The organism is Spiroplasma endosymbiont of Seladonia tumulorum (genome assembly GCF_964020235.1).
Taxonomy (GTDB): domain Bacteria; phylum Bacillota_I; class Bacilli_A; order Mycoplasmatales; family Mycoplasmataceae; genus Spiroplasma.
The window spans coordinates 333,889-355,529 of the sequence record NZ_OZ026545.1; the positions used below are offsets into that span (position 1 = coordinate 333,889).

Below are 21,641 nucleotides of genomic sequence, written 5' to 3' on the forward strand. Positions count from 1 at the left end.
GATTTTATGCCAAAAGTTACTATTAAAGATTTAATTATGTTTTTGAAAATATTTGGATTTTCATCATTGTTTTTTATCGCAGGAATTATTATTTGTTTTATAGGAGAAAAAACACTAGGTATTTCTTGACCAGCATATGTTATAGTTTCAGCAATGCTTATTGGAGCAGGAATTATTGTTTTAATTATTGAAACAATTAAATTTATCAAAACACATAAAAAAGAACAAAAACAAGATAGTATTGAAGATGTTATTAAAAAAGAAGAAACAAAATAAAGAGGTGTTATAAATGGGATTGTTACCAGCCAAAAAGAAATTAAAAAAAGAATATGATATTGATAGTTATTATCTTAATTTAGCATCAACAATTACTAATCGTAAAAATGTTACTGTTCAAAAACATAATGAGATTTTAGAAAAAAGAATTTGTGAAGATAATGCTAATTTTTTAAATCCACGAGATTTAGAAATTAGCATTTATAATTTTATTACTAATCAACAAATAAACTCTAAATTAATTAATATTTTTTTAAAAATGCAAGACTTTACTAATAAGAATTGATATAACGAATATAAAATTAATAAAAATGGTAAGGGTGCATATTTTATTTTTGCTAATAATTCAAAACTTAATTTTATTACTATTGATTTTTACAATGACCATTATGATGAATTAGGTAATTTAGTATCTTGCACTTTTGATTATGACCCTTATATTAAAAATGACCAGAGTATTTTTATTACTGAAAAATTAGAGATTGATTCTGTAACTAAACAAGTTAAAGTTATTAGAAAGTTAAAAACACGATTATATAGTACTATTACCGACTTATATATTGATGATGTTAAATGAAATAACTATACAACTTTACAAAGAGAAGAAATATTGCCACTTAATTTTATTCCAATTGAAATAATTCCTAATAACTCTAATTTTGAACCTTCTGCTCGCTATGGTAAGCAATTTGCTAGTATTTTAGATATTATTGCTGAAAAGATAATGTTAGACCCATTGTTAAATAGTGGTAAATTTACTATTAATACTAACGGCGTGACTGGTGTGGTTGACCAAGAAATTAGTAAAATGCTGGCATCATTTATTGAAAATGACTTGTTATTAGTTGAAGGAGACCCTGATAGTAATTTTCAACCAGTAGACTATATCGCTGGTAATTTTAAAGGTGAACAATTAACTAAAATATATGATTGATTGTTAACTAATTACTATAAAATAAATCGCCATCATGTTCCCGCAATCGCTAAGGGAGCACAACAAACGCAAGCAGAAGTTGCTGGTGTAAATATTCAAACAAATGCATCATACGAACAAATGATATACATTAGAGAGATTAAATTAACTGAATTTATTATTAAGTTAATTAAATATGATAATGCTGTTTTAAATAGTAGAACATTCAATATTAAAAATATTGATGAGTTAATTGTTGATGTTCGCTTACCAGTAAATGCTACTTTAAACAAACAATTAAAAAACAACGAAACTATTATCAATATTCCTAATGAAGAAGGAGAACAAGAATAATGTTAAAACCATCTGAAAAAATGTTAGCAAAATTAGCAGAAAATGATGAACCAATTGATTATTCAATTGATAGTATTCCGTTAGATTTTGCTATTCAATCACAGTATAGCGACCCCGATTTAGAACAATTATTTAGTGAAGACCGTGCTAGAACCCTTTATATTTATAAAATTAATAATCTTGTTAAGACAAAGCAAAAACCAATCTTAAACTACTCTCAAAATAGCGTTAAAATAGGTTTTATTGACAAAGATGAATATATTAAAATAACTGGTTATGAAATTAGTGATTTTAATTTTAAATTACAAATTCAACAAAATACCACAGTCCAAGATAATAGCACAAGTTATGTAATGATTGATGAAAAAGATATTTTAATTAATGATATTTCAAAAAAAGACAAAAAATTTTTAGAATCCTATGACTTAAAAATAGTATCTATTAATGAACCAATTACCGAAGACAACAAAAATGAATGTTATATCATTGAAGAATACAAACGCCCTTATTCACCTGATGGTGTTGATATTATTAAATCTACTCATTTAGTTAAAATAACTGACTTTAAATGAAAAAATCAAAATAGTATTCATTTAGTATTACATAAATCATTACCCGAAGATACTGTCTTTACTGGAATTGAAATTAAATATCCTAAATCAATGTTATTTGGAAATATTAAATGCTGAGGCAATGTGAATGGTGTTTATTCTTATCCACAATCAATTATTCAAAATGCTAACTTAGTACCCTTACTATCAATGCCAATTGAAACAAAACCTAATGTACGAATATTTCAATATTGATTAGGATATAGTTTTTTATCATGAGTAATTGCATTAAATTATATTGAGGAAAAGGATTGTTTAATTTTAACTAGTATAGATGATTTACCATCTAATAAACAAAAAAAAGTATTTAATAATGTTAGAATTGCTAGTGGAAAAATAAATTTTGCTGGAACTAGTGCAACATTTCCTTCAGAAGCCCCAAAACCAAACTGACCAGAAGGTAATCAAATAACTATAAAAGATAATGATTATGTTCAAGTAGCAAATTATTCATTAGGTATTGGTATTGGTACTCGTGATGTTGCAAAATGAGTATCAACAATTGGAAATAATAATAATAATAATTATGGTAATGTTGTTTTAGAATTTAAACAAGCACCTGTAAAAGGTAATTTAGCAGATGTATTGAAAAAAATGCTAACTTATAGATATAATTATGATAGAAAATTTGAAGGTGCTAAATATGATGAAAAAAGAAATCCTATAAATAAAATTGCTGAATTACGCCAAAAATTTGAAGGACAAAAACCAGAAAATGTTATTGATGGTTTATTTGAAGAATGAAAATTTAGAAACCCATCTTATCTTAATGATAGGGCAGTAAAAAGATTTAAACAAATTGTATACATGTTGTCAAATTATGTATATAGTAATATGGCAGTAAATAAAGGTTATAATGATGATATTAAATTAATTGCTCCGTATTATTTTGAACTAGTTTCAATATCAAATGAATCAGAAAAAGATTACTGAATATTTGAAGATTGCAGAGTTAAATTAAAATCATCATATTTTAATTTTTCTGATTTAAAAAATATTAATATAGAAAATATAAAATTAAATAATTTAAAAAATATAAATAATAATATTTCAGAAAATAAAGTTTATCAATTAGAAACAAATTTTTTTAATTGATTATCAATAACAAACGAATTAGAAACAAATAATATTCCTTCACTTATTCCGGCAGAAATTAAACTATCAGATGGAGAATATGGCAAATACTTAACTAATTTAATTATTTCTAATAATAAATTAGAAATATGTTTAGAAAAACTATTTGATTTTCATAAAGAAAGCATTATATATTCAAAATCAGAATGATTAAATTTAATTAATAATTTTGTTGAAAATAATATTAAAATACTTTTTTCACAAAATATTAATTTTTTAAGCAAAATTGAAATATCAGGAATATGAGGTTATGGAGATTATGATATTACAATTTTTACTGAAAAAGAACAAATTAATATTAATAATTTAGAATTATTTAATAAAAACAATGAAAAATTATCATTAGTTACAATAGAAATGTAAAAAAAGTCATTTATTAAAATGACTTTTTTAATTTATGAAATAATCATCAGGATATTTTCTATCTCATTCTTTTGAATAAACATCTGAATTTCATGTATCTATATTAAAACTATATAAATTCATTTTTTTTTCAAATTTATTGAAAAATCCTCCTAAGGCAATAGAATATAATTTATCAGGATAACTTCCTTCAACAATTGGATTGTTTGTACAATAAAGTTTTATTGCATATTTTTGTAAATTTTTATTATCTTTTGTTTTGTATCTTATTTTCATTTTTCCAATTTTTTCACCTTTATTACAAACTATTGTAGTATTATCTCTTTCAAAAAAAGTTCTATATTTTTTGTCTTTTTCATGAGTAATTGCAGTAAGTGTAACTAATACAATCATGCATAAAATTAAAATGGTAGATAATATTATATATATTGATATTATTTTATGTTTTTTAACTAATTTCAACAACTTCATAATAATTATCCTTTCAATATTATTTAAAGTTTTTAATCAATCTGGGCTCGCGGGATTTTCATAAGTTTTGCGAAAAATGCCTTAAAGTTTAAAAAAACTTTTGCCGCGCTTTTCAAAATACTTGGGAAAAATTCTAAGCGTTAAGCGAAGAATTTTATAAAGGTTCCCAAATTTATTTGAAAGAATCTCAAAATCTTTTTTAACTTGTAAGTCATTTTATCACAAAAATTTAAGAAAATCAACCGCTCGCCCAATTCCTGCAAATGATTTTTATAGTCTTAATGATATAATTAAAGCATTTAAAGAAAGGAAGTATATTTAATTTTATGTATAAAAAAGGAAATAAAGTTAATGTTAAAATAACAAACATTACACCTTATGGTGCTTTTTGTAGAGCAGAAAAGGCTGGTGGTTTAATTTATATTAGTGAGATTTCAGATTACTTTGTTAGAGATATTAGAGATTTTTTTGATGTTGGTGATGAAATTGAAGTTGAGATACTAGATTTTAATTCAGTTAGAAAACATCTTAAATTAAGTTATAAAAATTGTCATCCTGAACTATTGAAAAATGATGATGGTAATAAAATACAAGAAAAATCACCTAGTTTAGAAAAATCATTAAATACTAATTATTTAATAAATAAAAAGTAAATAAAATTTATAAATTTTAGAAGGTTTTTAAAACCTTTTTTATATTTTCATTTTAAAACGATATGGATAAGAACCATAAAACAAAGCATCATATGGGTCATGGTACATTTTACTATCGGGTGTGTTTGTTTTGGTATCACTAAATCTTAGTTCACTAATGCACTTATCTAAAAATGGAAAATTATTTAAAATGCCATATATTTTGCCTTGGACAAACATTTTTCTTATTCATGTTACACGATTGATTATACCCGCTTCTTTATTCAACGAAGTTTGATGTTTTTTAGCTTTAAACATTTTAATTTTATAACCCAAATAAGGGTAAATATCTTCTTGCAATTTTTGCATAAAATCGTGGGCATTAATATCATAATGAAATGTAGCATATTCAAAACCATAAAATTTATCAAAAGTATTGATTATTCATTGTCCGTAATGTTCAACTATTTCATTTAAATTCATTGCGTTTTTTGGGGTAACAACATTTTCTTCAATTAAATATTTATCATATTCATTATTTTCATTAATTTTATAACCACTAAATAAAAACACCGTGTGGTCTTCACTACCATTAGCATAATCCACACCAATTGAATAACTATCAAATTGATACTGTTTTGTATTGGAATTATAAAAATCTTGTAAATTATACTCTTTAATATATTTACGATAATTTCGTAAAACATAAATACTGGGGTCATTATCGTTATATTCAAAACCGTAGTATTCAAGTTCAAATAAATCAGGTCGTTCTTGTTTGTTTGTTAAAACAAGTTTTTTAGTAATATTAGGTATTTTATTTCAAACAGCACCCATTGTTAATCGTAAATTAAAAATACCCAAACCATTAAATGCTTTTTTGTTTTCTGAATATACTTGATTGTGTTCTTTTAAAATATTTTTAATTCTTTCATTTAAGGGTAAATATGGGGTTACAAATTTTTCATAAAAGACATGGTACTTATCAAAAGGATTAAAAGTAAATTGATTAGAATATGTTTTATGAAAATATGTTGTTACTGTTATGTATTGTTTTGCTATGTTGTCTCATTCTTGAAATGTCCAAGATAATTCTGTTACTGGAATAGGATTATCTAAATTATATTGTTCATTATCATTTTCGTCTATATATTTTTCATAAGATACTTTTAAACTTTTTGAACGAAACATTGAAACTCTTAAATTATTATATCTTTTATCTAGTTCTTTGTCCGTTAAAATTTCTTTTTCTTCAGCATGTATCATTTCATCTGTTCACGCCGATATAATACCACTACCTTTACCAACTTTTCCCATAATTTTATTACCATTAGCATAACCCGCAAAAGCAATGCGAACACCACTAGGAAAAACAATTTCTCCACCTTCTTTAACATTTTTAGGTCAAACAATGCCATTTTCATTGTTAGGTCCTATATCAATCCCATATTTATCATATAGATAGTTGCAGACATTAATTGTATCGCCAAATGTAGTATCTTCGTGAGTGTTGGCATATCTTCGTAGAATATTAGATGAAGCATTGGTAAAATTACAAGCAAAAAATAATTTTTCTGCTAAATGATTTCATGTTTTATTAGTACCACGCCCCGCTGAAACAAACTTAAAAAAAGTTGGCGAAGTAAAATATCGGGCATAACTATCACCAACAAAATCTTTAAATACTTTTCAATCAAAGCCAAAATTATAGTCACTGAAATTTAAATCATATTTTTTATTTAAATGTTCATAACTAGTAATTCGTTTTTTATTATTAATTTTACTAAATTCTTGCATATTTATTGACCTCTTTATTTTATATATAATACATTATAAGAAAAAATGAAAGGAATTTGTATAAAAATGAGAAAATTTAAACATTTAACATTTGATGAACGAGATTTATTTAAAGATTTATTATTATCTGATACTTGTAAAAAGAAAAATGGCACAATTAATTTATCTGAAATATCACGACAAACGGGTCGTGGAGTTAATACTGTTAAAAGAGAAATTAAGCGATTTAAAAATATACAATATTATAATCCATATCAAGCACAAAAAGATTATAAACAAAAACGTAAAAAATGCATTAAAAAACTACCTAAATTTACAAAAGAGCAGTTAGATTTTATTAAAATAAGATTTAATAAATACCACTATACACCCGAACAATTAATTTATCGTTATTTCTTGGAATTTGGTGTTAAATTTCCTGTTTGTGTTAAAACATTGTATAAATGAATTCGCTTAGGTGAATTTGGATTAAAAAAAGAAAATTTACCCCATCGTGGTAAAAAATACAAAACAAAAGGAAAAACTGATAATCGTGGTAAATTAACTAACTTTAAATCAATTTGAGATATTGAAAATAAAGTTTCTAATGTTGGATGATTTGAAATGGATACTGTTGTAGGAAAAGACCATCAATCTAGTAATTTAGTTTTAGTAGAACAATCAAGTAAAAATTATTTTGTAATGAAATTAAAAAATAATACTGCTAATGAAGTTTTAGAAAAATTTAAAGATATTGTTAAAAATAATAATTTAATTGGGAAAATTAAAGGAATAATAACTGATAGAGGAAAAGAATTTAGTAAATGAAGAGAAATGAAAATATTTGCTGAAACACAAGTTTATTTTTGTGACCCCGGTAAACCACAACAAAAACCATTAATTGAGCATATGAACGGTGAATTTAGATATTGACTTTCTAAGGGAATTGATTTTAATAATATTAGTCAAAAAATGATAGATTGAGTAGTTAATGTTATAAATGATAAACTCCGACCATGTTTAAATTGATTAAGTGCAAAGACAATGTTTTTACAAAATTTTAAATAAATTTATTAGTTAAAATTTAATAAATTATTTTTAGTGCGCTTAAATATGAATAAAATAAGATAAAATTACAAAAATTTAATTTTTTCTGAAAAAGTTGTTGCAATTTATTAAAAATATTTTATTATTAACTTAACAAGATATAAATTTGCCGTTTATATATACACAGCGCCAATCATAAACATAATACTTTTTATCAACTGGAAATTTACTTGGCATAAAATATTTAGCATCCATTTGTAATAATCCTAATTCTTTAACTTCATATCTTGGATGTTGTCTTTTAATTTTTTTAATTTTATTTTTTATTTTTAATCATCGTTTATCTTTTTTAAGTCAACGAAAAAATGTTTTTAAATTTTTTGGTGCTTTATTTTTTAATTCTTCGCCATGAATTCCTTTTTTTAAATTATAAAACAATGATAAAACACCACCAGCACGTTTATCAGAATATTCAAAATATAAATCACAGATATTTTCACGAACATCATTACTATATTGATAATTAATATTATTAGGAACTGTTAATTTTAATAATAAATCTTCAAAATTATTATTTGCATATGCAACTAAAATTTTATTCGCTAAATAATAAAAAGTTGAAAATTTATTTTAAAATATTTTTTAATTAAATCTTTTAATAACAACTTAGTTTCAAGAAAAAACTCCTTACATAAATTAATATATGCAAATATTTTCTTTTTTATTCTTTTATAATATTTATTTTGATAATTTTTACTTAAAAAATCTTGCAATTTTGCTTGTAAATCGCTTAAATTAGAGTTATTAATAATATATTTCATTAATTTACACCCACCTTAAAAATATATATTATAATTATTGTTAATTATAACATTTTGAAATTAATTAACTTTTTATTAGTTATTATTTACAATTTGTAAAGAAAGAAGAGAAAATATTATGCATGACTTAATAAACCTAGACGAAGATTTAAGAAAATGTAAAAATTGTAGTTTTATTACTCAAAAAATAGATGATAAATGAATGACTATAAATATTGGCGATAAAAACTGTGATAAATAAAAATTAATTTTATCTTTAATTTATAAAATATATCAAATACCCAACTAAAAATGTTAAAATGATTATAATATTTTAAAAAAAAGGAAAAATTATATGAAAAAGATACTTAGTATTTTAGGAACAATTGGAATAACAGCAACAAGTACAACATCATTAATTAGTTGTGAAAAACCAAATAACAATGAAAACGGGGGGTAATAAACCAGAACCTAAACCCGAAAAACCACAAGAACCGCCAGTTGAAGGTAATTGAAAATTAATTACTGATTATAATTCATTTGTTTTTAATATAGATAATAAATTTTATTTTTTTGTTTTTCAACCTTTTAATAGTAAACAATGAAAAATATTAAAATTTAAACATGATACAGATTACGCCAAAGAAATAAATGGTATTCCATTTATTCCCAGTGATATAAAAGTTTATGTTGAAATGGGTAAATTAAAAGGTCTTTATTGTTGAGATAGAGTTGGTGAACCACAAAAACCAACAATTAATCTAAATACTGGTGAAATTACAGATTGAAATATTGATAATCAAAATAAAGTTAAAGATTTTTTAAATAGATATTTAGATGTTATTTTTCAAGAAAATATTAGGGTTCAACAAGGCGGTAATCCCGATTATAATAGTCCTGTTGTTGGAACACAAAGAATAATTTTTGATTTTGAAATTGTTGATAATATGGAAAAATCTGTTAAAGGTAATATTTTAACTAAAAAATCAATTTATCGGATGATTTTAACAATTGATAAAAATAATAATATTATTGCTGGTAGTTTAGAATTATTTCATAATTGAAAATATGCAGATGAACCTGTTAAAAATCAAAAAGATAAATTAGGTTTTTTGTTTACTTTTATAAAAGATAAAGATAACATCTTTAATTTTGATGGAAATACTAATTCATATTTAGAAAATGGAAATATTAAATATTATGAACAGATGAAAGGTCAAATTGATATTAATAAGTTTTTAAAAGCATTTTTTGCGTATGCTTTGGTGCCAGTATTTCAAAATCGTAGTAATTTTATTGAAAGTGGTTATATTGATAATTTACAATATGATACTGTTTTAATTAACTTTTTTGGTTTAAAATTAGTTAATTTTAGAGATGTTTTAATTGATGAAAAAAATACTAATAAAAATCAATTTGAAAAATTATTAAATAGTATGTTTACAGTTTCACAAAATTTTTATAAGGATTATTTACGCACAATTTTTGATTTAGAAAATAATACTTATACACAAGGATATAATAAAAAATATGGTTTATTAGCAAATAATGGTTTTAAAATTTACCCACGATATTTTTATTTTTCTGATAAATATAAATCATTAGATTTTAAAATGTACTCTGCTTATAAAAATCGGTTTTATAACACAAATTATGGAGATGTATTTAACTATGATTTTTCAGTTGCAAATAATTATAATATTAATCAAAATGAAGGTTATGTTTTTGAAGGCATTTTAAAAAACAAATATGGTTTAAAATATAAGAAAATGGAAGAACAAAAAATCGGTTATAATGTTTTTGAATTACAAGCACAAAAAGAAAATGATATGTATCGATATTATGACTTTAATTTTGGAATTTATAACTGACAAGAAATTAATAATGGTGGATTATTTCCTGATAGTCAATGATGACAAGCACAATATGAAAGTTGTAGTTGATATAATTTAGCGTGTCATATCAGAAATGCTGCAATTTGAATAGTTAATAATATTCCTGGTATTAAGCAAGTAAACGAACTAGCGAATGGTGTTGGTAAAATATTTCAAACAATATATAGTTTTTTTAGTCAAACATTTGAAGTATGAAAATTTAGTCCTGCATTATATAGTACAATAACTAATTTATTCTTATTAATTATATTTATGAAATTTGTACGATTAATATAAAAAAGGAACTTAATAATAGTTCCTTTTTAACCTTTTCAATCTGTAATTTCACCAGTATTTAGATTAATTGTTGGTTTTTGTGGTTCACCAACTCTATCTCAACAATAAAGACCTTTTAATTTACCCATTTCAACATAAACTTTTATATCACTGGGAATAAATGGAATACCATTTATTTCTTTGGCGTAATCTGTATCATGTTTAAATTTTAATATTTTTCATTGTTTACTATTAAAAGGTTGAAAAACAAAAAAATAAAATTTATTATCTATATTAAAAACAAATGAATTATAATCAGTAATTAATTTTCAATTACCTTCAACTGGCGGTTCTTGTGGTTTTTCGGGTTTAGGTTCTGGTTTATTACCCCCCGTTTTCATTGTTATTTGGTTTTTCACAACTAATTAATGATGTTGTACTTGTTGCTGTTATTCCAATTGTTCCTAAAATACTAAGTATCTTTTTCATATAATTTTTCCTTTTTTTTAAAATATTATAATCATTTTAACATTTTTAGTTGGGTATTTGATATATTTTATAAATTAAAGATAAAATTAATTTTTATTTATCACAGTTTTTATCGCCAATATTTATAGTCATTCATTTATCATCTATTTTTTGAGTAATAAAACTACAATTTTTACATTTTCTTAAATCTTCGTCTAGGTTTATTAAGTCATGCATAATATTTTCTCTTCTTTCTTTACAAATTGTAAATAATAACTAATAAAAAGTTAATTAATTTCAAAATGTTATAATTAACAATAATTATAATATATATTTTTAAGGTGGGTGTAAATTAATGAAATATATTATTAATAACTCTAATTTAAGCGATTTACAAGCAAAATTGCAAGATTTTTTAAGTAAAAATTATCAAAATAAATATTATAAAAGAATAAAAAAGAAAATATTTGCATATATTAATTTATGTAAGGAGTTTTTTCTTGAAACTAAGTTGTTATTAAAAGATTTAATTAAAAAATATTTTAAAATAAATTTTCAACTTTTTATTATTTAGCGAATAAAATTTTAGTTGCATATGCAAATAATAATTTTGAAGATTTATTATTAAAATTAACAGTTCCTAATAATATTAATTATCAATATAGTAATGATGTTCGTGAAAATATCTGTGATTTATATTTTGAATATTCTGATAAACGTGCTGGTGGTGTTTTATCATTGTTTTATAATTTAAAAAAAAGGAATTCATGGCGAAGAATTAAAAAATAAAGCACCAAAAAATTTAAAAACATTTTTTCGTTGACTTAAAAAAGATAAACGATGATTAAAAATAAAAAATAAAATTAAAAAAATTAAAAGACAACATCCAAGATATGAAGTTAAAGAATTAGGATTATTACAAATGGATGCTAAATATTTTATGCCAAGTAAATTTCCAGTTGATAAAAAGTATTATGTTTATGATTGGCGCTGTGTATATATAAACGGCAAATTTATATCTTGTTAAGTTAATAATAAAATATTTTTAATAAATTGCAACAACTTTTTCAGAAAAAATTAAATTTTTGTAATTTTATCTTATTTTATTCATATTTAAGCGCACTAAAAATAATTTATTAAATTTTAACTAATAAATTTATTTAAAATTTTGTAAAAACATTGTCTTTGCACTTAATCAATTTAAACATGGTCGGAGTTTATCATTTATAACATTAACTACTCAATCTATCATTTTTTGACTAATATTATTAAAATCAATTCCCTTAGAAAGTCAATATCTAAATTCACCGTTCATATGCTCAATTAATGGTTTTTGTTGTGGTTTACCGGGGTCACAAAAATAAACTTGTGTTTCAGCAAATATTTTCATTTCTCTTCATTTACTAAATTCTTTTCCTCTATCAGTTATTATTCCTTTAATTTTCCCAATTAAATTATTATTTTTAACAATATCTTTAAATTTTTCTAAAACTTCATTAGCAGTATTATTTTTTAATTTCATTACAAAATAATTTTTACTTGATTGTTCTACTAAAACTAAATTACTAGATTGATGGTCTTTTCCTACAACAGTATCCATTTCAAATCATCCAACATTAGAAACTTTATTTTCAATATCTCAAATTGATTTAAAGTTAGTTAATTTACCACGATTATCAGTTTTTCCTTTTGTTTTGTATTTTTTACCACGATGGGGTAAATTTTCTTTTTTTAATCCAAATTCACCTAAGCGAATTCATTTATACAATGTTTTAACACAAACAGGAAATTTAACACCAAATTCCAAGAAATAACGATAAATTAATTGTTCGGGTGTATAGTGGTATTTATTAAATCTTATTTTAATAAAATCTAACTGCTCTTTTGTAAATTTAGGTAGTTTTTTAATGCATTTTTTACGTTTTTGTTTATAATCTTTTTGTGCTTGATATGGATTATAATATTGTATATTTTTAAATCGCTTAATTTCTCTTTTAACAGTATTAACTCCACGACCCGTTTGTCGTGATATTTCAGATAAATTAATTGTGCCATTTTTCTTTTTACAAGTATCAGATAATAATAAATCTTTAAATAAATCTCGTTCATCAAATGTTAAATGTTTAAATTTTCTCATTTTTATACAAATTCCTTTCATTTTTTCTTATAATGTATTATATATAAAATAAAGAGGTCAATAAATATGCAAGAATTTAGTAAAATTAATAATAAAAAACGAATTACTAGTTATGAACATTTAAATAAAAAATATAATTTAAATTTTAGTGACTATAATTTTGGTTTTGATTGAGAAGTATTTAAAGATTTTGTTGGTGATAGTTATGCCCGATATTTTACTTCGCCATGTTTTTTTAAGTTTGTCTCAGCGGGGCGTGGTACTAATAAGACATGAAATCACCTAGCAGAAAAATTATTTTTTGCTTGTAATTTTACCGATGCTTCATCTAACATTTTACGAAGATATGCCAATACCCACGAAGATACTACATTTGGCGATACAATTAATGTCTGCAACTATCTATATGATAAATATGGGATTGATATAGGGTATGACAATGAAAATGGTATTGTTTGACCTAAAAATGTTAAAGAAGGTGGCGAAATTGTTTTTCCTAGTGGTGTTCGCATTGCTTTTGCTGGTTATGCTAATGGTAATAAAATTATGGGGAAAGTTGGTAAAGGTAGTGGTATTATATCAGCATGAACTGACGAAATGATACATGCTGAAGAAAAAGAAATCTTAACTGATAAAGAACTAGATAAAAGATATAATAATTTAAGAGTTTCAATGTTTCGTTCTAAAAGTTTAAAAGTGTCTTACGAAAAATACACGGATGAAAATGATAATGAACAATATAATTTAGATAATCCTATTCCAGTAAAAGAATTATCTTGGACATTTCAAGAATGAGACAACATAGCAAAACAATATATAACAGTTACAACATATTTTTATAAAACATATTCTAATCAATTTACCTTTAATCCTTTTGATAAATACCATATCTTTTATGAAAAATTTGTAACGCCATATTTACCTTTAAATGAAAGAATTAAAAATATTTTAAAAGAACACAATCAGGTATATTCAGAAAACAAACAAGCATTTAATGGTTTGGGTATTTTTAATTTGCGTTTAACTATGGGGGCTGTTTGAAATAAAATACCTGATATTACCAAAAAAATTGTTTTAGCAAATAAAGAAGAACGACCCGATTTATTTGAACTTGAATATTACGGTTTTGAATATAACGATAATGACCCCAGTATTTATGTTTTACGAAATTATCGTAAATATATTAAAGAGTATAATTTACAAGATTTTTATAATACAAATACAAAACAATATCAATTTGATAGTTATTCAATTGGTGTTGATTATGCTAATGGTAGTGAAGACCATACAGTATTTTTATTTAGTGGTTATAAAATTAATGAAAATAATGAATATGATAAATATTTAATTAAAGAAAATGTTGTTACCCCAAAAAACGCAATGAATTTAAATGAAATAGTTGAACATTACGGACAATGAATAATTAACTGTTTTGATAAATTTGATGGTTTTGAATATGCTACATTTTATTATGATATTAATGCTCATGACTTTATGCAAAAATTACAAGAAGATATTTACCCTTATTTAGGTTATAAAATTAAGATGTTTAAAGCCAAAAAACATCAGACATCCCTTAATAAAGAAGCGGGAATAATTAATCGTGTAACATGAATAAAAAAAATGTTTGTTCAAGGCAAAATATATGGTATATTATATAACTTCCCATTTTTAGATAAGTGTATTAGTGAATTAAGATTTAGCGATACCAAAACAAACACACCCGACAGTAAAATGTACCACGATCCATATGATGCTTTGTTTTATGGTTCTTATCCGTATCGCTTTAAAATGGGTATATAAAATGTATTATAATATTATTGAAATAAAATTAGAGAATATTTCAATTAATTTTTATCTATATTTTTATTAAATCTGTCATAGCAGATTTTTTAGGTTTTGGGCGAGCGGTTGATTTTCTTAAATTTTTGTGATAAAATGACTTACAAGTTAAAAAAGATTTTGAGGTTCTTTCAAACAAATTTGGGAACCTTTATAAAATTCTTCGCTTAACGCTTAGAATTTTTCCCAAGTATTTTGAAAAGCGCGGCAAAAGTTTTTTTAAACTTTAAGGCATTTTTCGCAAGACTTATGAAAATCACCGCGAGCCCAGATTAGTACAATATAATCACAATAATAATCATTTAAATAACTTCCTTTCTCAAATATGTTTAAAAAGTGCTTGTATATATATATATATATATAATGTCAATAGATCTTGATAAAAATTTTCAAGATAAAAGAAAGGAAATAATAAAATGAAAAAACTTTTAAGTTTATTAAGTCTATTAACTATTGGTGGAACCGCTGTACCAACAACAATTGCTGCTAGCCCCTATCAAAAAGAAGAAACTAAATTAGAAATTAGTAAAGTTAATTATTCACAAAAAAATAATTTAGAAAAATTAAATAGAGTAAAAAGACAAGATAATAAAAAAAATAATATTGTTGGAATTTCAGAAATTGTTATTATAACAAATAAAAGTATTATTTCTTCCGGTGTAGTTTTAAATAATAAATTATACTTTGGTTCTTTTGATCATAATGTTTATGAATATAATCCTGAAACTGGACAACAAAAAGTTGTAATTACAACAAATGGTGGTATTTGATCTTCTGGGGTAGCTTTAAATAACAAATTATACTTTGGTTCAAAAGATAATAAAGTTTATGAATATGATACATTGCAATTAATTGAATCTAAAATTATTAATATGAGAGATCAAGTAAAAAGAGGGTTATATTTATATCATAAAAAACAAAATCCTAATTCTGAAATTAAACAGATTTTAAATATTAATTTAAAAAATTTAACAGAATCTGAACTTGTTTTAGAAGAAACACAAAAAAATAAATCATATAATTTAGAACAAGATCTTAATGATATTTGTAAAGATTCTAACTCAACATTTATAAATAATAGTAGTATTGAACAAATTCAAAATACAGTTTCTTGTTCTAAACAATTAACAGAAACAAATACATTTCAAAAAATAAATGGATTTTCTAAATCAGAAACAACATCAAATACTGATAATTGAAGTACAAATGTAAATACTAAAGTTACAGCAAAAGCTAGTAGTAATGCTGGTGTCCCTGTTGTTTTTGGTGCAAAACTTGAAGTTGCAGTTGAAGCTGGTGGTGGTTATACATGAGGGAAGTCAAAAACTTATACTATAACAGATACTTCAAATTCTTCTGAAACAGAAATTAAAACAACCACAAACACTACAACAATAACTGTTCCATCTCAACCAGTAAAGGTGCCACCACATAGTAAAATTTCAGTTTATGTTACTTCTTTACAAAATAATATAGAGCTTATTTTAAATTATTATCAAAAAATTGAAGGTATGGTTAGTGCAAAATTAATTGATAAAAATAATAATGAAATAATAGTTAATATTTCAATTAAAGATGCTATGCTTAGTTTATTTGAAAATGAAATTTTACCCTCAAAAATAAAAATAAATAATGATAATAGTATAAATTTTTACTATGATATTAAAAGTAAAAAAGAAATAATTATGCATCAGACTGAGATTGGGGAAGCTATTCCCTTAAATTCGGAAGAAAAAAATGTAACATTTAAAAATAAAAAAACAGATATAGTGGTAGTAAAGAATTAATTATAAACACGATATGAAAAAGAAATTAAGTTTTTTGGGAACAATCACTTTAATAGGAACAAGTACAGCCAGTTTAGTTGCCTGTAATACACCACAATATATCGAGGAACAATTAAATAAACTAAAAGAAAAAAATAATATAAAAACAAAAAATGGTATTTTAGAATGAATAGCATATCAAGAAAAACCATTTAATCAAGTGGATAATAAATGATATTTTGCTATATGGAAACCTAATAATTCTATTTATTGAAAAATATCAAAATTTAAACACGATACAAATAAAGGAAAAAAAATGAGGATTGAGATCCATTAAAACCATATTATATTGATCTCTTTTTATGGGTTTTTGAAACAAAAGAACAAGATTTATTAACAGATGATCAATCAGAAGGTAAAATAGAACGAATTTTTTGAAATGAAGATAAGGGACGAAATTTTAAAGCAGTTTATCGTTGAAATTTAGAAGATACTAATGTACCTAATTTAATTATTGATAAAACCGGTAATGTAAAAGTTAATGAATAATAAAAAGTCATTTTAATAAATGACTTTTTATATTTCTAATATAATTAATGATAATTTTTCATTATTTTTATTAAATAGTTGTAAATTATTAATATTAATTTGTTCTTTTTCAGTAAAAATTGTAATTTCATAATTACCATAACCTCATATACCTGATATTTCAATTTGATTTAAATTAAATAGTTTTTTATCAAAAGTTATTTTAATACTATAATCAATTAAATCTTCGATTGTACTAATTCAATCTATTTTAGAATAAAGTAATTTATATCATTCAGAAAAATAATTTAAATAGTTTTCTATTTTGTCATTAAAAACAATTAAATTAGTTAAATATTTCCCATATTCACCATCAGATAATTTAATTTCTGATGGAATAAGAGAAGGAATGTTATTTGTTTCTAATTCATTTGTTACGGATAATCAATTAAAAAAATTTGCTTCTAATCGATAAATAGGATTTTCTGAAATATCTTTATTTTTAACACTTACTTTAATTTCATTATCTTTGTTATTATTAACATTTATTTGTTGTTTTAAATTTCAATCAATAATTTTTCCAGTACTTGAATCAATTAAAGGTTTAAGAGGTTCACCACCACCATTTCAACGATAAACTGCTTTAAAATTTCGTCCCTTATCTTCATTTCAAAAAATTCGTTCTATTTTACCTTCTGATTGATCATCTATTAATAAATCTTGTTCTTTTGTTTCAAAAACCCATAAAAAGAGATCAATATAATATGGTTTTAATGGATCTCAATCCTCATTTTTTTCCTTTATTTGTATCGTGTTTAAATTTTGATATTTTTCAATAAATAGAATTATTAGGTTTCCATATAGCAAAATATCATTTATTATCCACTTGATTAAATGGTTTTTCTTGTGCTTTAATTTCTTTTCAATAATTTACTGTAATTGGTGGATTAGAACCAATAAAATCAAAATATAATGAATATATTTGTACTTGACAATCTGAAAAATAAAAATATCCTTCTTCTAATCTATTTGGTTTTGAAATTAGTTTAAAATAATAAGGAGCAATTAATTTAATATCATCATTATAGCCTTTATTAATTGCATACTTGCTATATGTATAATTTGATAACATATAAATAATTTGTTTAAATCTTTTGACAACATTTTCATTAAGAAATGTGGAATTATCTAATTTTCAATTTTCAAATAAACCATCAATTACATCTTCGGGTTTTTGTCCTTCGAATTTTTGGCGCAGTTCAGCCGCTTTATTGGTAGGATTACCTTTTTCATCGTATTTTGCTCCTTGAAATTTACGGTCATAATTATAACGATATGTTAAATAATTTAATAAAACTTTTTCTAAACCATTTTTATTTACCAAATCTAAAATATCTTTTCCTTGAATATAGTTTTTGGCTATACTTCATGGTAAAAAACTTTCAGTAAATCAATACTGAAATATTCTTACATTAGGGTTTGTTTCAATTGGCATTGATAGTAAAGGTACTAAACTAGCGTTTTCAACTATTGATGATGGATAAGAATAAACACCATTAACATTGCCTCAACACTTAATATTTCCAAATAACATTGATTTAGGGTATTTAATTTCAATCCCAGTAAATACTGTGTCTTCGGGTAATGATTTTTGTAATACTAAATGAATACTATTTTGGTTTTTTCATTTAAAATTAGTTATTTTAACTAAATGCATAGATTTAATAATATTAACACCATCGGGTGAATAAGGGCCTTTGTATTCTTCAATGATATAACATTCATTTTTGTTATCTTCACTAATTGGCTCATTAATAGATACTATTTTTAAGTCATAGGATTCTAAAAATTCTTTGTCTTGTTTTGAAATATCATTAATTAAAATATCTTTTTCATCAATCATAACATAACTTGTGCTATTATCTTGGACTGTGGTATTTTGTTGAATTTGTAATTTAAAGTTAAAATCACTAATTTCATAACCAGTTATTTTAATATATTCATCTTTGTCAATAAAACCTATTTTAACGCTATTTTGAGAGTAATTTAAGATTGGTTTTTGCTTTGTCTTAACAATATTATTAATTTTATAAATATATAAGGTTCTTGCACGGTCTTCAGTAAATAATTGTTCTAAGTCAGGGTTGCTGTACTGCGATTGAGCAGCAAAATCTAACGGAATACTATCGATTGAATAGTCAATTGGTTCATCATTTTCCGCTAATTGTGCTAACATTTTTTCAGATGGTTTTAACATTATTCTTGTTCTCCTTCTTCATTAGGCATATTGATAATAGTTTCGTTGTTTTTTAATTGTCTGTTTAAAGTAGCATTTACTGGTAAGCGAACATCAACAATTAACTCATCAATATTTTTAATATTGAATGTTCTACTGTTTAAAATCGCATTATCATATTTAATTAACTTAATAATGAATTCAGTTAATTTAATTTCTCTAATATATATCATTTGTTCATATGATGCGTTTGTTTGAATATTTACTCCCGCAACTTCTGCTTGTGTTTGTTGGGCTCCCTTGGCGATTGCGGGAACATGATGGCGATTTATTTTATAGTAATTAGTTAATAATCAATCATATATTTTGGTTAATTGTTCACCTTTAAAATTACCCGCAATATAATCTACTGGTTGAAAATTACTATCAGGGTCTCCTTCAACTAATAACAAGTCATTTTCAATAAATGAAGCTAGCATTTTACTAATTTCTTGGTCAACTACACCAGTCACGCCGTTAGTATTAATAGTAAATTTACCACTATTTAATAATGGATCTAACATTATCTTTTCAGCAATAATATCTAAAATACTAGCAAATTGTTTACCCTAACGAGCAGAAGGCTCAAAATTAGGGTTATTAGGAATAATTTGAATTGGAATAAAATTAAGTGGTAATATTTCTTCTCTTTGTAAAGTTGTATAGTTATTTCATTTAGCATCATCAATATATAAGTCGGTAATAGTACTATATAATCGTGTTTTTAACTTTCTAATAACTTTAACTTGTTTAGTTACAGCATCAATCTCTAATTTTTCAGTAATAAAAATACTCTGGTCATTTTTAATATAAGAGTCATAATCAAAAGTACAAGATACTAAATTACCTAATTCATCATATTGGTCATTGTAAAAATCAATAGTAATAAAATTAAGTTTTGAATTATTAACAAAAATAAAGTATGTACCCCTACCATTCTTATTAATTTTATATTCGTTATATCAATTTTTATTAGTAAAGTCTTGCATCTTTAAAAAGTTATTAATTAATTTAGTATCTAATTGTTGATTAGTAAGTGGATTATAAATGCTAATTTCTAAATCTCGTGGATTTAAAAAATTAGCATTATCTTCACAAATTCTTTTTTTTAAAATCTCATTATGTTTTTGAACAGTAACATTTTTACGATTAGTAATAGTTGATGCTAAATTAAGATAATAACTATCAATATCATAATCTTTTTTTATTTTCTTTTTTGCTGGTAACAATCCCATTTATAACTTCCCCTTTATTTTGTTTCTTCTTTTTTAATAACATCTTCAATACTATCTTCTTTTTGTTTTTTGTTATGTGTTTTGATAAATCTAATTGTTTCAATAATCAAAACTATAATTCCAGCTCCGATAAGCATTGCTGAAACAATAACATATGCCGGTCAAGAAATACCTAATGTTTTTTCTCCTATAAAACAAATAATAATTCCTGCGATAAAAAACAATGATGAAACTCCAAAGATTTTCAAAAACATAATTACATCTTTAATATTTACTTTTGACATAATAACATCTCCTTTCTAATTTACCTTTTTTCTTTCAATAAACACAAATCCCAAAGGTCTAAATGTTGCTGGACCATTAACTCCAATATTAATCAATCCATCAGGATTAATAGATAATGCTAAACATGCACTATTAACACCTATTTGATCATATATAACACCTATTGTTTGTCTAAAACTATGCCTTGTTTGCAACATCCCTTGACTTTTTAAATCTCCTTTGATATTTTTTCCTGAGGCTCAAATTCTATAAATATAATTTTCTTTATCAAAATTAGGAATAGTATATCCTTTTTGTCCAACTTTAAAATCACTAGTATCAACAATTTCTCAATCTGGAACTTTTGGTATAACAATTGATTTTTTTAATTCATCTAAAATTTCTTCTTTTATTTTTGCAAGTTTTTCATCTTTAATTTTTTCTATAACAAGTTTATCTAATAAAGCATCAACTTCTAATTGAGTATAATATGCTTCTAAATCAATCATTGTTAAATCAATACCTTCTTCTTGAAAAGTACGAAACATTTTCTTTAAAGTTGTTAAATTAGCCAATGATTTTGCATAGGTAGGCAATAG

Annotated in this window: 23 protein-coding genes; 11 read left to right on the forward strand and 12 right to left on the reverse strand. The window is 23.6% G+C overall.

Translation table 4 applies throughout. The annotated features are described in order from the left end of the window. Window positions 1–6: 6 nt before the first annotated feature. From AACL22_RS02185 to AACL22_RS02195, 3 genes are read left to right on the forward strand one after another with little or no spacing between them, the layout of a single operon-like run. Window positions 7–276, forward strand: a complete 270-nt coding sequence (locus AACL22_RS02185) for a hypothetical protein (protein WP_338989320.1) — start codon at window positions 7–9, stop codon at window positions 274–276. Between the two features lie 13 nt (window positions 277–289). Next, window positions 290–1,543, forward strand: coding sequence for a hypothetical protein (locus AACL22_RS02190; RefSeq protein WP_338989078.1), 1,254 nt, complete (start codon window positions 290–292; stop codon window positions 1,541–1,543). Next, window positions 1,543–3,651 carry a hypothetical protein gene (locus AACL22_RS02195; protein WP_338989322.1) on the forward strand — a complete coding sequence of 703 codons (2,109 nt, stop codon included), beginning with the start codon at window positions 1,543–1,545 and terminating at the stop codon, window positions 3,649–3,651. The genes AACL22_RS02190 and AACL22_RS02195 overlap by 1 nt, the downstream gene beginning before the upstream one ends. A 27-nt stretch (window positions 3,652–3,678) precedes the next feature. Here AACL22_RS02195 and AACL22_RS02200 read toward each other — a convergent pair whose 3' ends face one another. Next, window positions 3,679–4,122, reverse strand: a complete 444-nt coding sequence (locus tag AACL22_RS02200) for a hypothetical protein (RefSeq protein WP_338989074.1) — start codon at window positions 4,120–4,122, stop codon at window positions 3,679–3,681. A 326-nt stretch (window positions 4,123–4,448) separates the two neighbouring features. Here AACL22_RS02200 and AACL22_RS02205 point away from each other — a divergent pair, with 326 nt between their 5' ends. Next, entirely contained in the window at window positions 4,449–4,775 is a 327-nt protein-coding gene (locus AACL22_RS02205; protein WP_338989324.1) for a S1 RNA-binding domain-containing protein, read from the forward strand. 39 nt (window positions 4,776–4,814) lie between these two features. Here the strand turns inward: AACL22_RS02205 and AACL22_RS02210 are convergent, their stop codons facing one another. Next, window positions 4,815–6,551 carry a hypothetical protein gene (locus AACL22_RS02210; protein ID WP_338989326.1) on the reverse strand — a complete coding sequence of 579 codons (1,737 nt, stop codon included), beginning with the start codon at window positions 6,549–6,551 and terminating at the stop codon, window positions 4,815–4,817. A gap of 66 nt (window positions 6,552–6,617) precedes the next feature. Between AACL22_RS02210 and AACL22_RS02215 the strand changes: the two genes are divergently transcribed. Then, complete coding sequence (locus AACL22_RS02215; RefSeq protein WP_338992961.1) at window positions 6,618–7,598, forward strand: IS30 family transposase; 981 nt, start codon at window positions 6,618–6,620, stop codon at window positions 7,596–7,598. Window positions 7,599–7,727: 129 nt separating this feature from the next. On the opposite strand, the gene AACL22_RS02220 is transcribed toward AACL22_RS02215, so the two are convergent. Further along, a complete protein-coding gene (locus tag AACL22_RS02220; protein WP_338989328.1) occupies window positions 7,728–8,015 on the reverse strand; it encodes a hypothetical protein in 288 nt (95 codons plus the stop codon). A 164-nt stretch (window positions 8,016–8,179) separates the two neighbouring features. Further along, window positions 8,180–8,398, reverse strand: coding sequence for a hypothetical protein (locus tag AACL22_RS02225; RefSeq protein WP_338989329.1), 219 nt, complete (start codon window positions 8,396–8,398; stop codon window positions 8,180–8,182). Window positions 8,399–8,732: 334 nt separating this feature from the next. Here AACL22_RS02225 and AACL22_RS02230 point away from each other — a divergent pair, with 334 nt between their 5' ends. Continuing rightward, window positions 8,733–8,837 carry a lipoprotein gene (locus AACL22_RS02230; RefSeq protein ID WP_338988829.1) on the forward strand — a complete coding sequence of 35 codons (105 nt, stop codon included), beginning with the start codon at window positions 8,733–8,735 and terminating at the stop codon, window positions 8,835–8,837. After that, window positions 8,821–10,548 (forward strand): spiroplasma phage ORF1-like family protein, encoded by a 1,728-nt coding sequence (locus AACL22_RS02235; RefSeq protein ID WP_338989332.1) that lies wholly within the window; start codon window positions 8,821–8,823, stop codon window positions 10,546–10,548. Before AACL22_RS02230 ends, AACL22_RS02235 begins: the two co-directional genes overlap by 17 nt. Before the next feature lie 26 nt (window positions 10,549–10,574). Here AACL22_RS02235 and AACL22_RS02240 read toward each other — a convergent pair whose 3' ends face one another. Both AACL22_RS02240 and AACL22_RS02245 read right to left on the reverse strand, forming a co-directional pair. Further along, window positions 10,575–10,928: a hypothetical protein gene (locus AACL22_RS02240; protein ID WP_338989334.1), complete on the reverse strand. Its 354-nt coding sequence runs from the start codon at window positions 10,926–10,928 to the stop codon at window positions 10,575–10,577. After that, window positions 10,912–11,016 (reverse strand): lipoprotein, encoded by a 105-nt coding sequence (locus AACL22_RS02245; RefSeq protein ID WP_338988829.1) that lies wholly within the window; start codon window positions 11,014–11,016, stop codon window positions 10,912–10,914. Before AACL22_RS02245 ends, AACL22_RS02240 begins: the two co-directional genes overlap by 17 nt. Window positions 11,017–11,350: 334 nt before the next feature. On the opposite strand from AACL22_RS02245, the gene AACL22_RS02250 reads away from it, so the two are divergent. Continuing rightward, window positions 11,351–11,569, forward strand: a complete 219-nt coding sequence (locus AACL22_RS02250) for a hypothetical protein (protein ID WP_338989329.1) — start codon at window positions 11,351–11,353, stop codon at window positions 11,567–11,569. 582 nt (window positions 11,570–12,151) lie between these two features. Here AACL22_RS02250 and AACL22_RS02255 read toward each other — a convergent pair. After that, on the reverse strand, window positions 12,152–13,132 hold the full coding sequence (locus AACL22_RS02255) for an IS30 family transposase (RefSeq protein ID WP_338992961.1): 981 nt from the start codon (window positions 13,130–13,132) through the stop codon (window positions 12,152–12,154). Window positions 13,133–13,198: 66 nt separating this feature from the next. On the opposite strand from AACL22_RS02255, the gene AACL22_RS02260 reads away from it, so the two are divergent. From AACL22_RS02260 to AACL22_RS02270, 3 genes are all read left to right on the forward strand, one after another. Then, on the forward strand, window positions 13,199–14,935 hold the full coding sequence (locus tag AACL22_RS02260; protein WP_338989336.1) for a hypothetical protein: 1,737 nt from the start codon (window positions 13,199–13,201) through the stop codon (window positions 14,933–14,935). Between the two features lie 455 nt (window positions 14,936–15,390). Continuing rightward, window positions 15,391–16,761, forward strand: a complete 1,371-nt coding sequence (locus AACL22_RS02265; protein WP_338989337.1) for a hypothetical protein — start codon at window positions 15,391–15,393, stop codon at window positions 16,759–16,761. A gap of 13 nt (window positions 16,762–16,774) precedes the next feature. Continuing rightward, window positions 16,775–17,077: a lipoprotein gene (locus AACL22_RS02270; RefSeq protein WP_338989340.1), complete on the forward strand. Its 303-nt coding sequence runs from the start codon at window positions 16,775–16,777 to the stop codon at window positions 17,075–17,077. Window positions 17,078–17,956: 879 nt separating this feature from the next. Here AACL22_RS02270 and AACL22_RS02275 read toward each other — a convergent pair. The 5 genes from AACL22_RS02275 to AACL22_RS02295 are packed head-to-tail and all read right to left on the reverse strand — an operon-like array spanning window position 17,957 to window position 21,638. Further along, window positions 17,957–19,525 (reverse strand): hypothetical protein, encoded by a 1,569-nt coding sequence (locus AACL22_RS02275; protein ID WP_338989342.1) that lies wholly within the window; start codon window positions 19,523–19,525, stop codon window positions 17,957–17,959. Next, window positions 19,525–20,067, reverse strand: a complete 543-nt coding sequence (locus AACL22_RS02280; protein ID WP_338989258.1) for a hypothetical protein — start codon at window positions 20,065–20,067, stop codon at window positions 19,525–19,527. Before AACL22_RS02280 ends, AACL22_RS02275 begins: the two co-directional genes overlap by 1 nt. 45 nt (window positions 20,068–20,112) lie before the next feature. After that, a complete protein-coding gene (locus AACL22_RS02285; protein WP_338989345.1) occupies window positions 20,113–20,778 on the reverse strand; it encodes a hypothetical protein in 666 nt (221 codons plus the stop codon). Window positions 20,779–20,792: 14 nt separating this feature from the next. Beyond that, a complete protein-coding gene (locus AACL22_RS02290; protein WP_338988785.1) occupies window positions 20,793–21,062 on the reverse strand; it encodes a hypothetical protein in 270 nt (89 codons plus the stop codon). A gap of 15 nt (window positions 21,063–21,077) precedes the next feature. Continuing rightward, complete coding sequence (locus AACL22_RS02295; RefSeq protein WP_338988787.1) at window positions 21,078–21,638, reverse strand: hypothetical protein; 561 nt, start codon at window positions 21,636–21,638, stop codon at window positions 21,078–21,080. Window positions 21,639–21,641 lie beyond the last annotated feature (3 nt).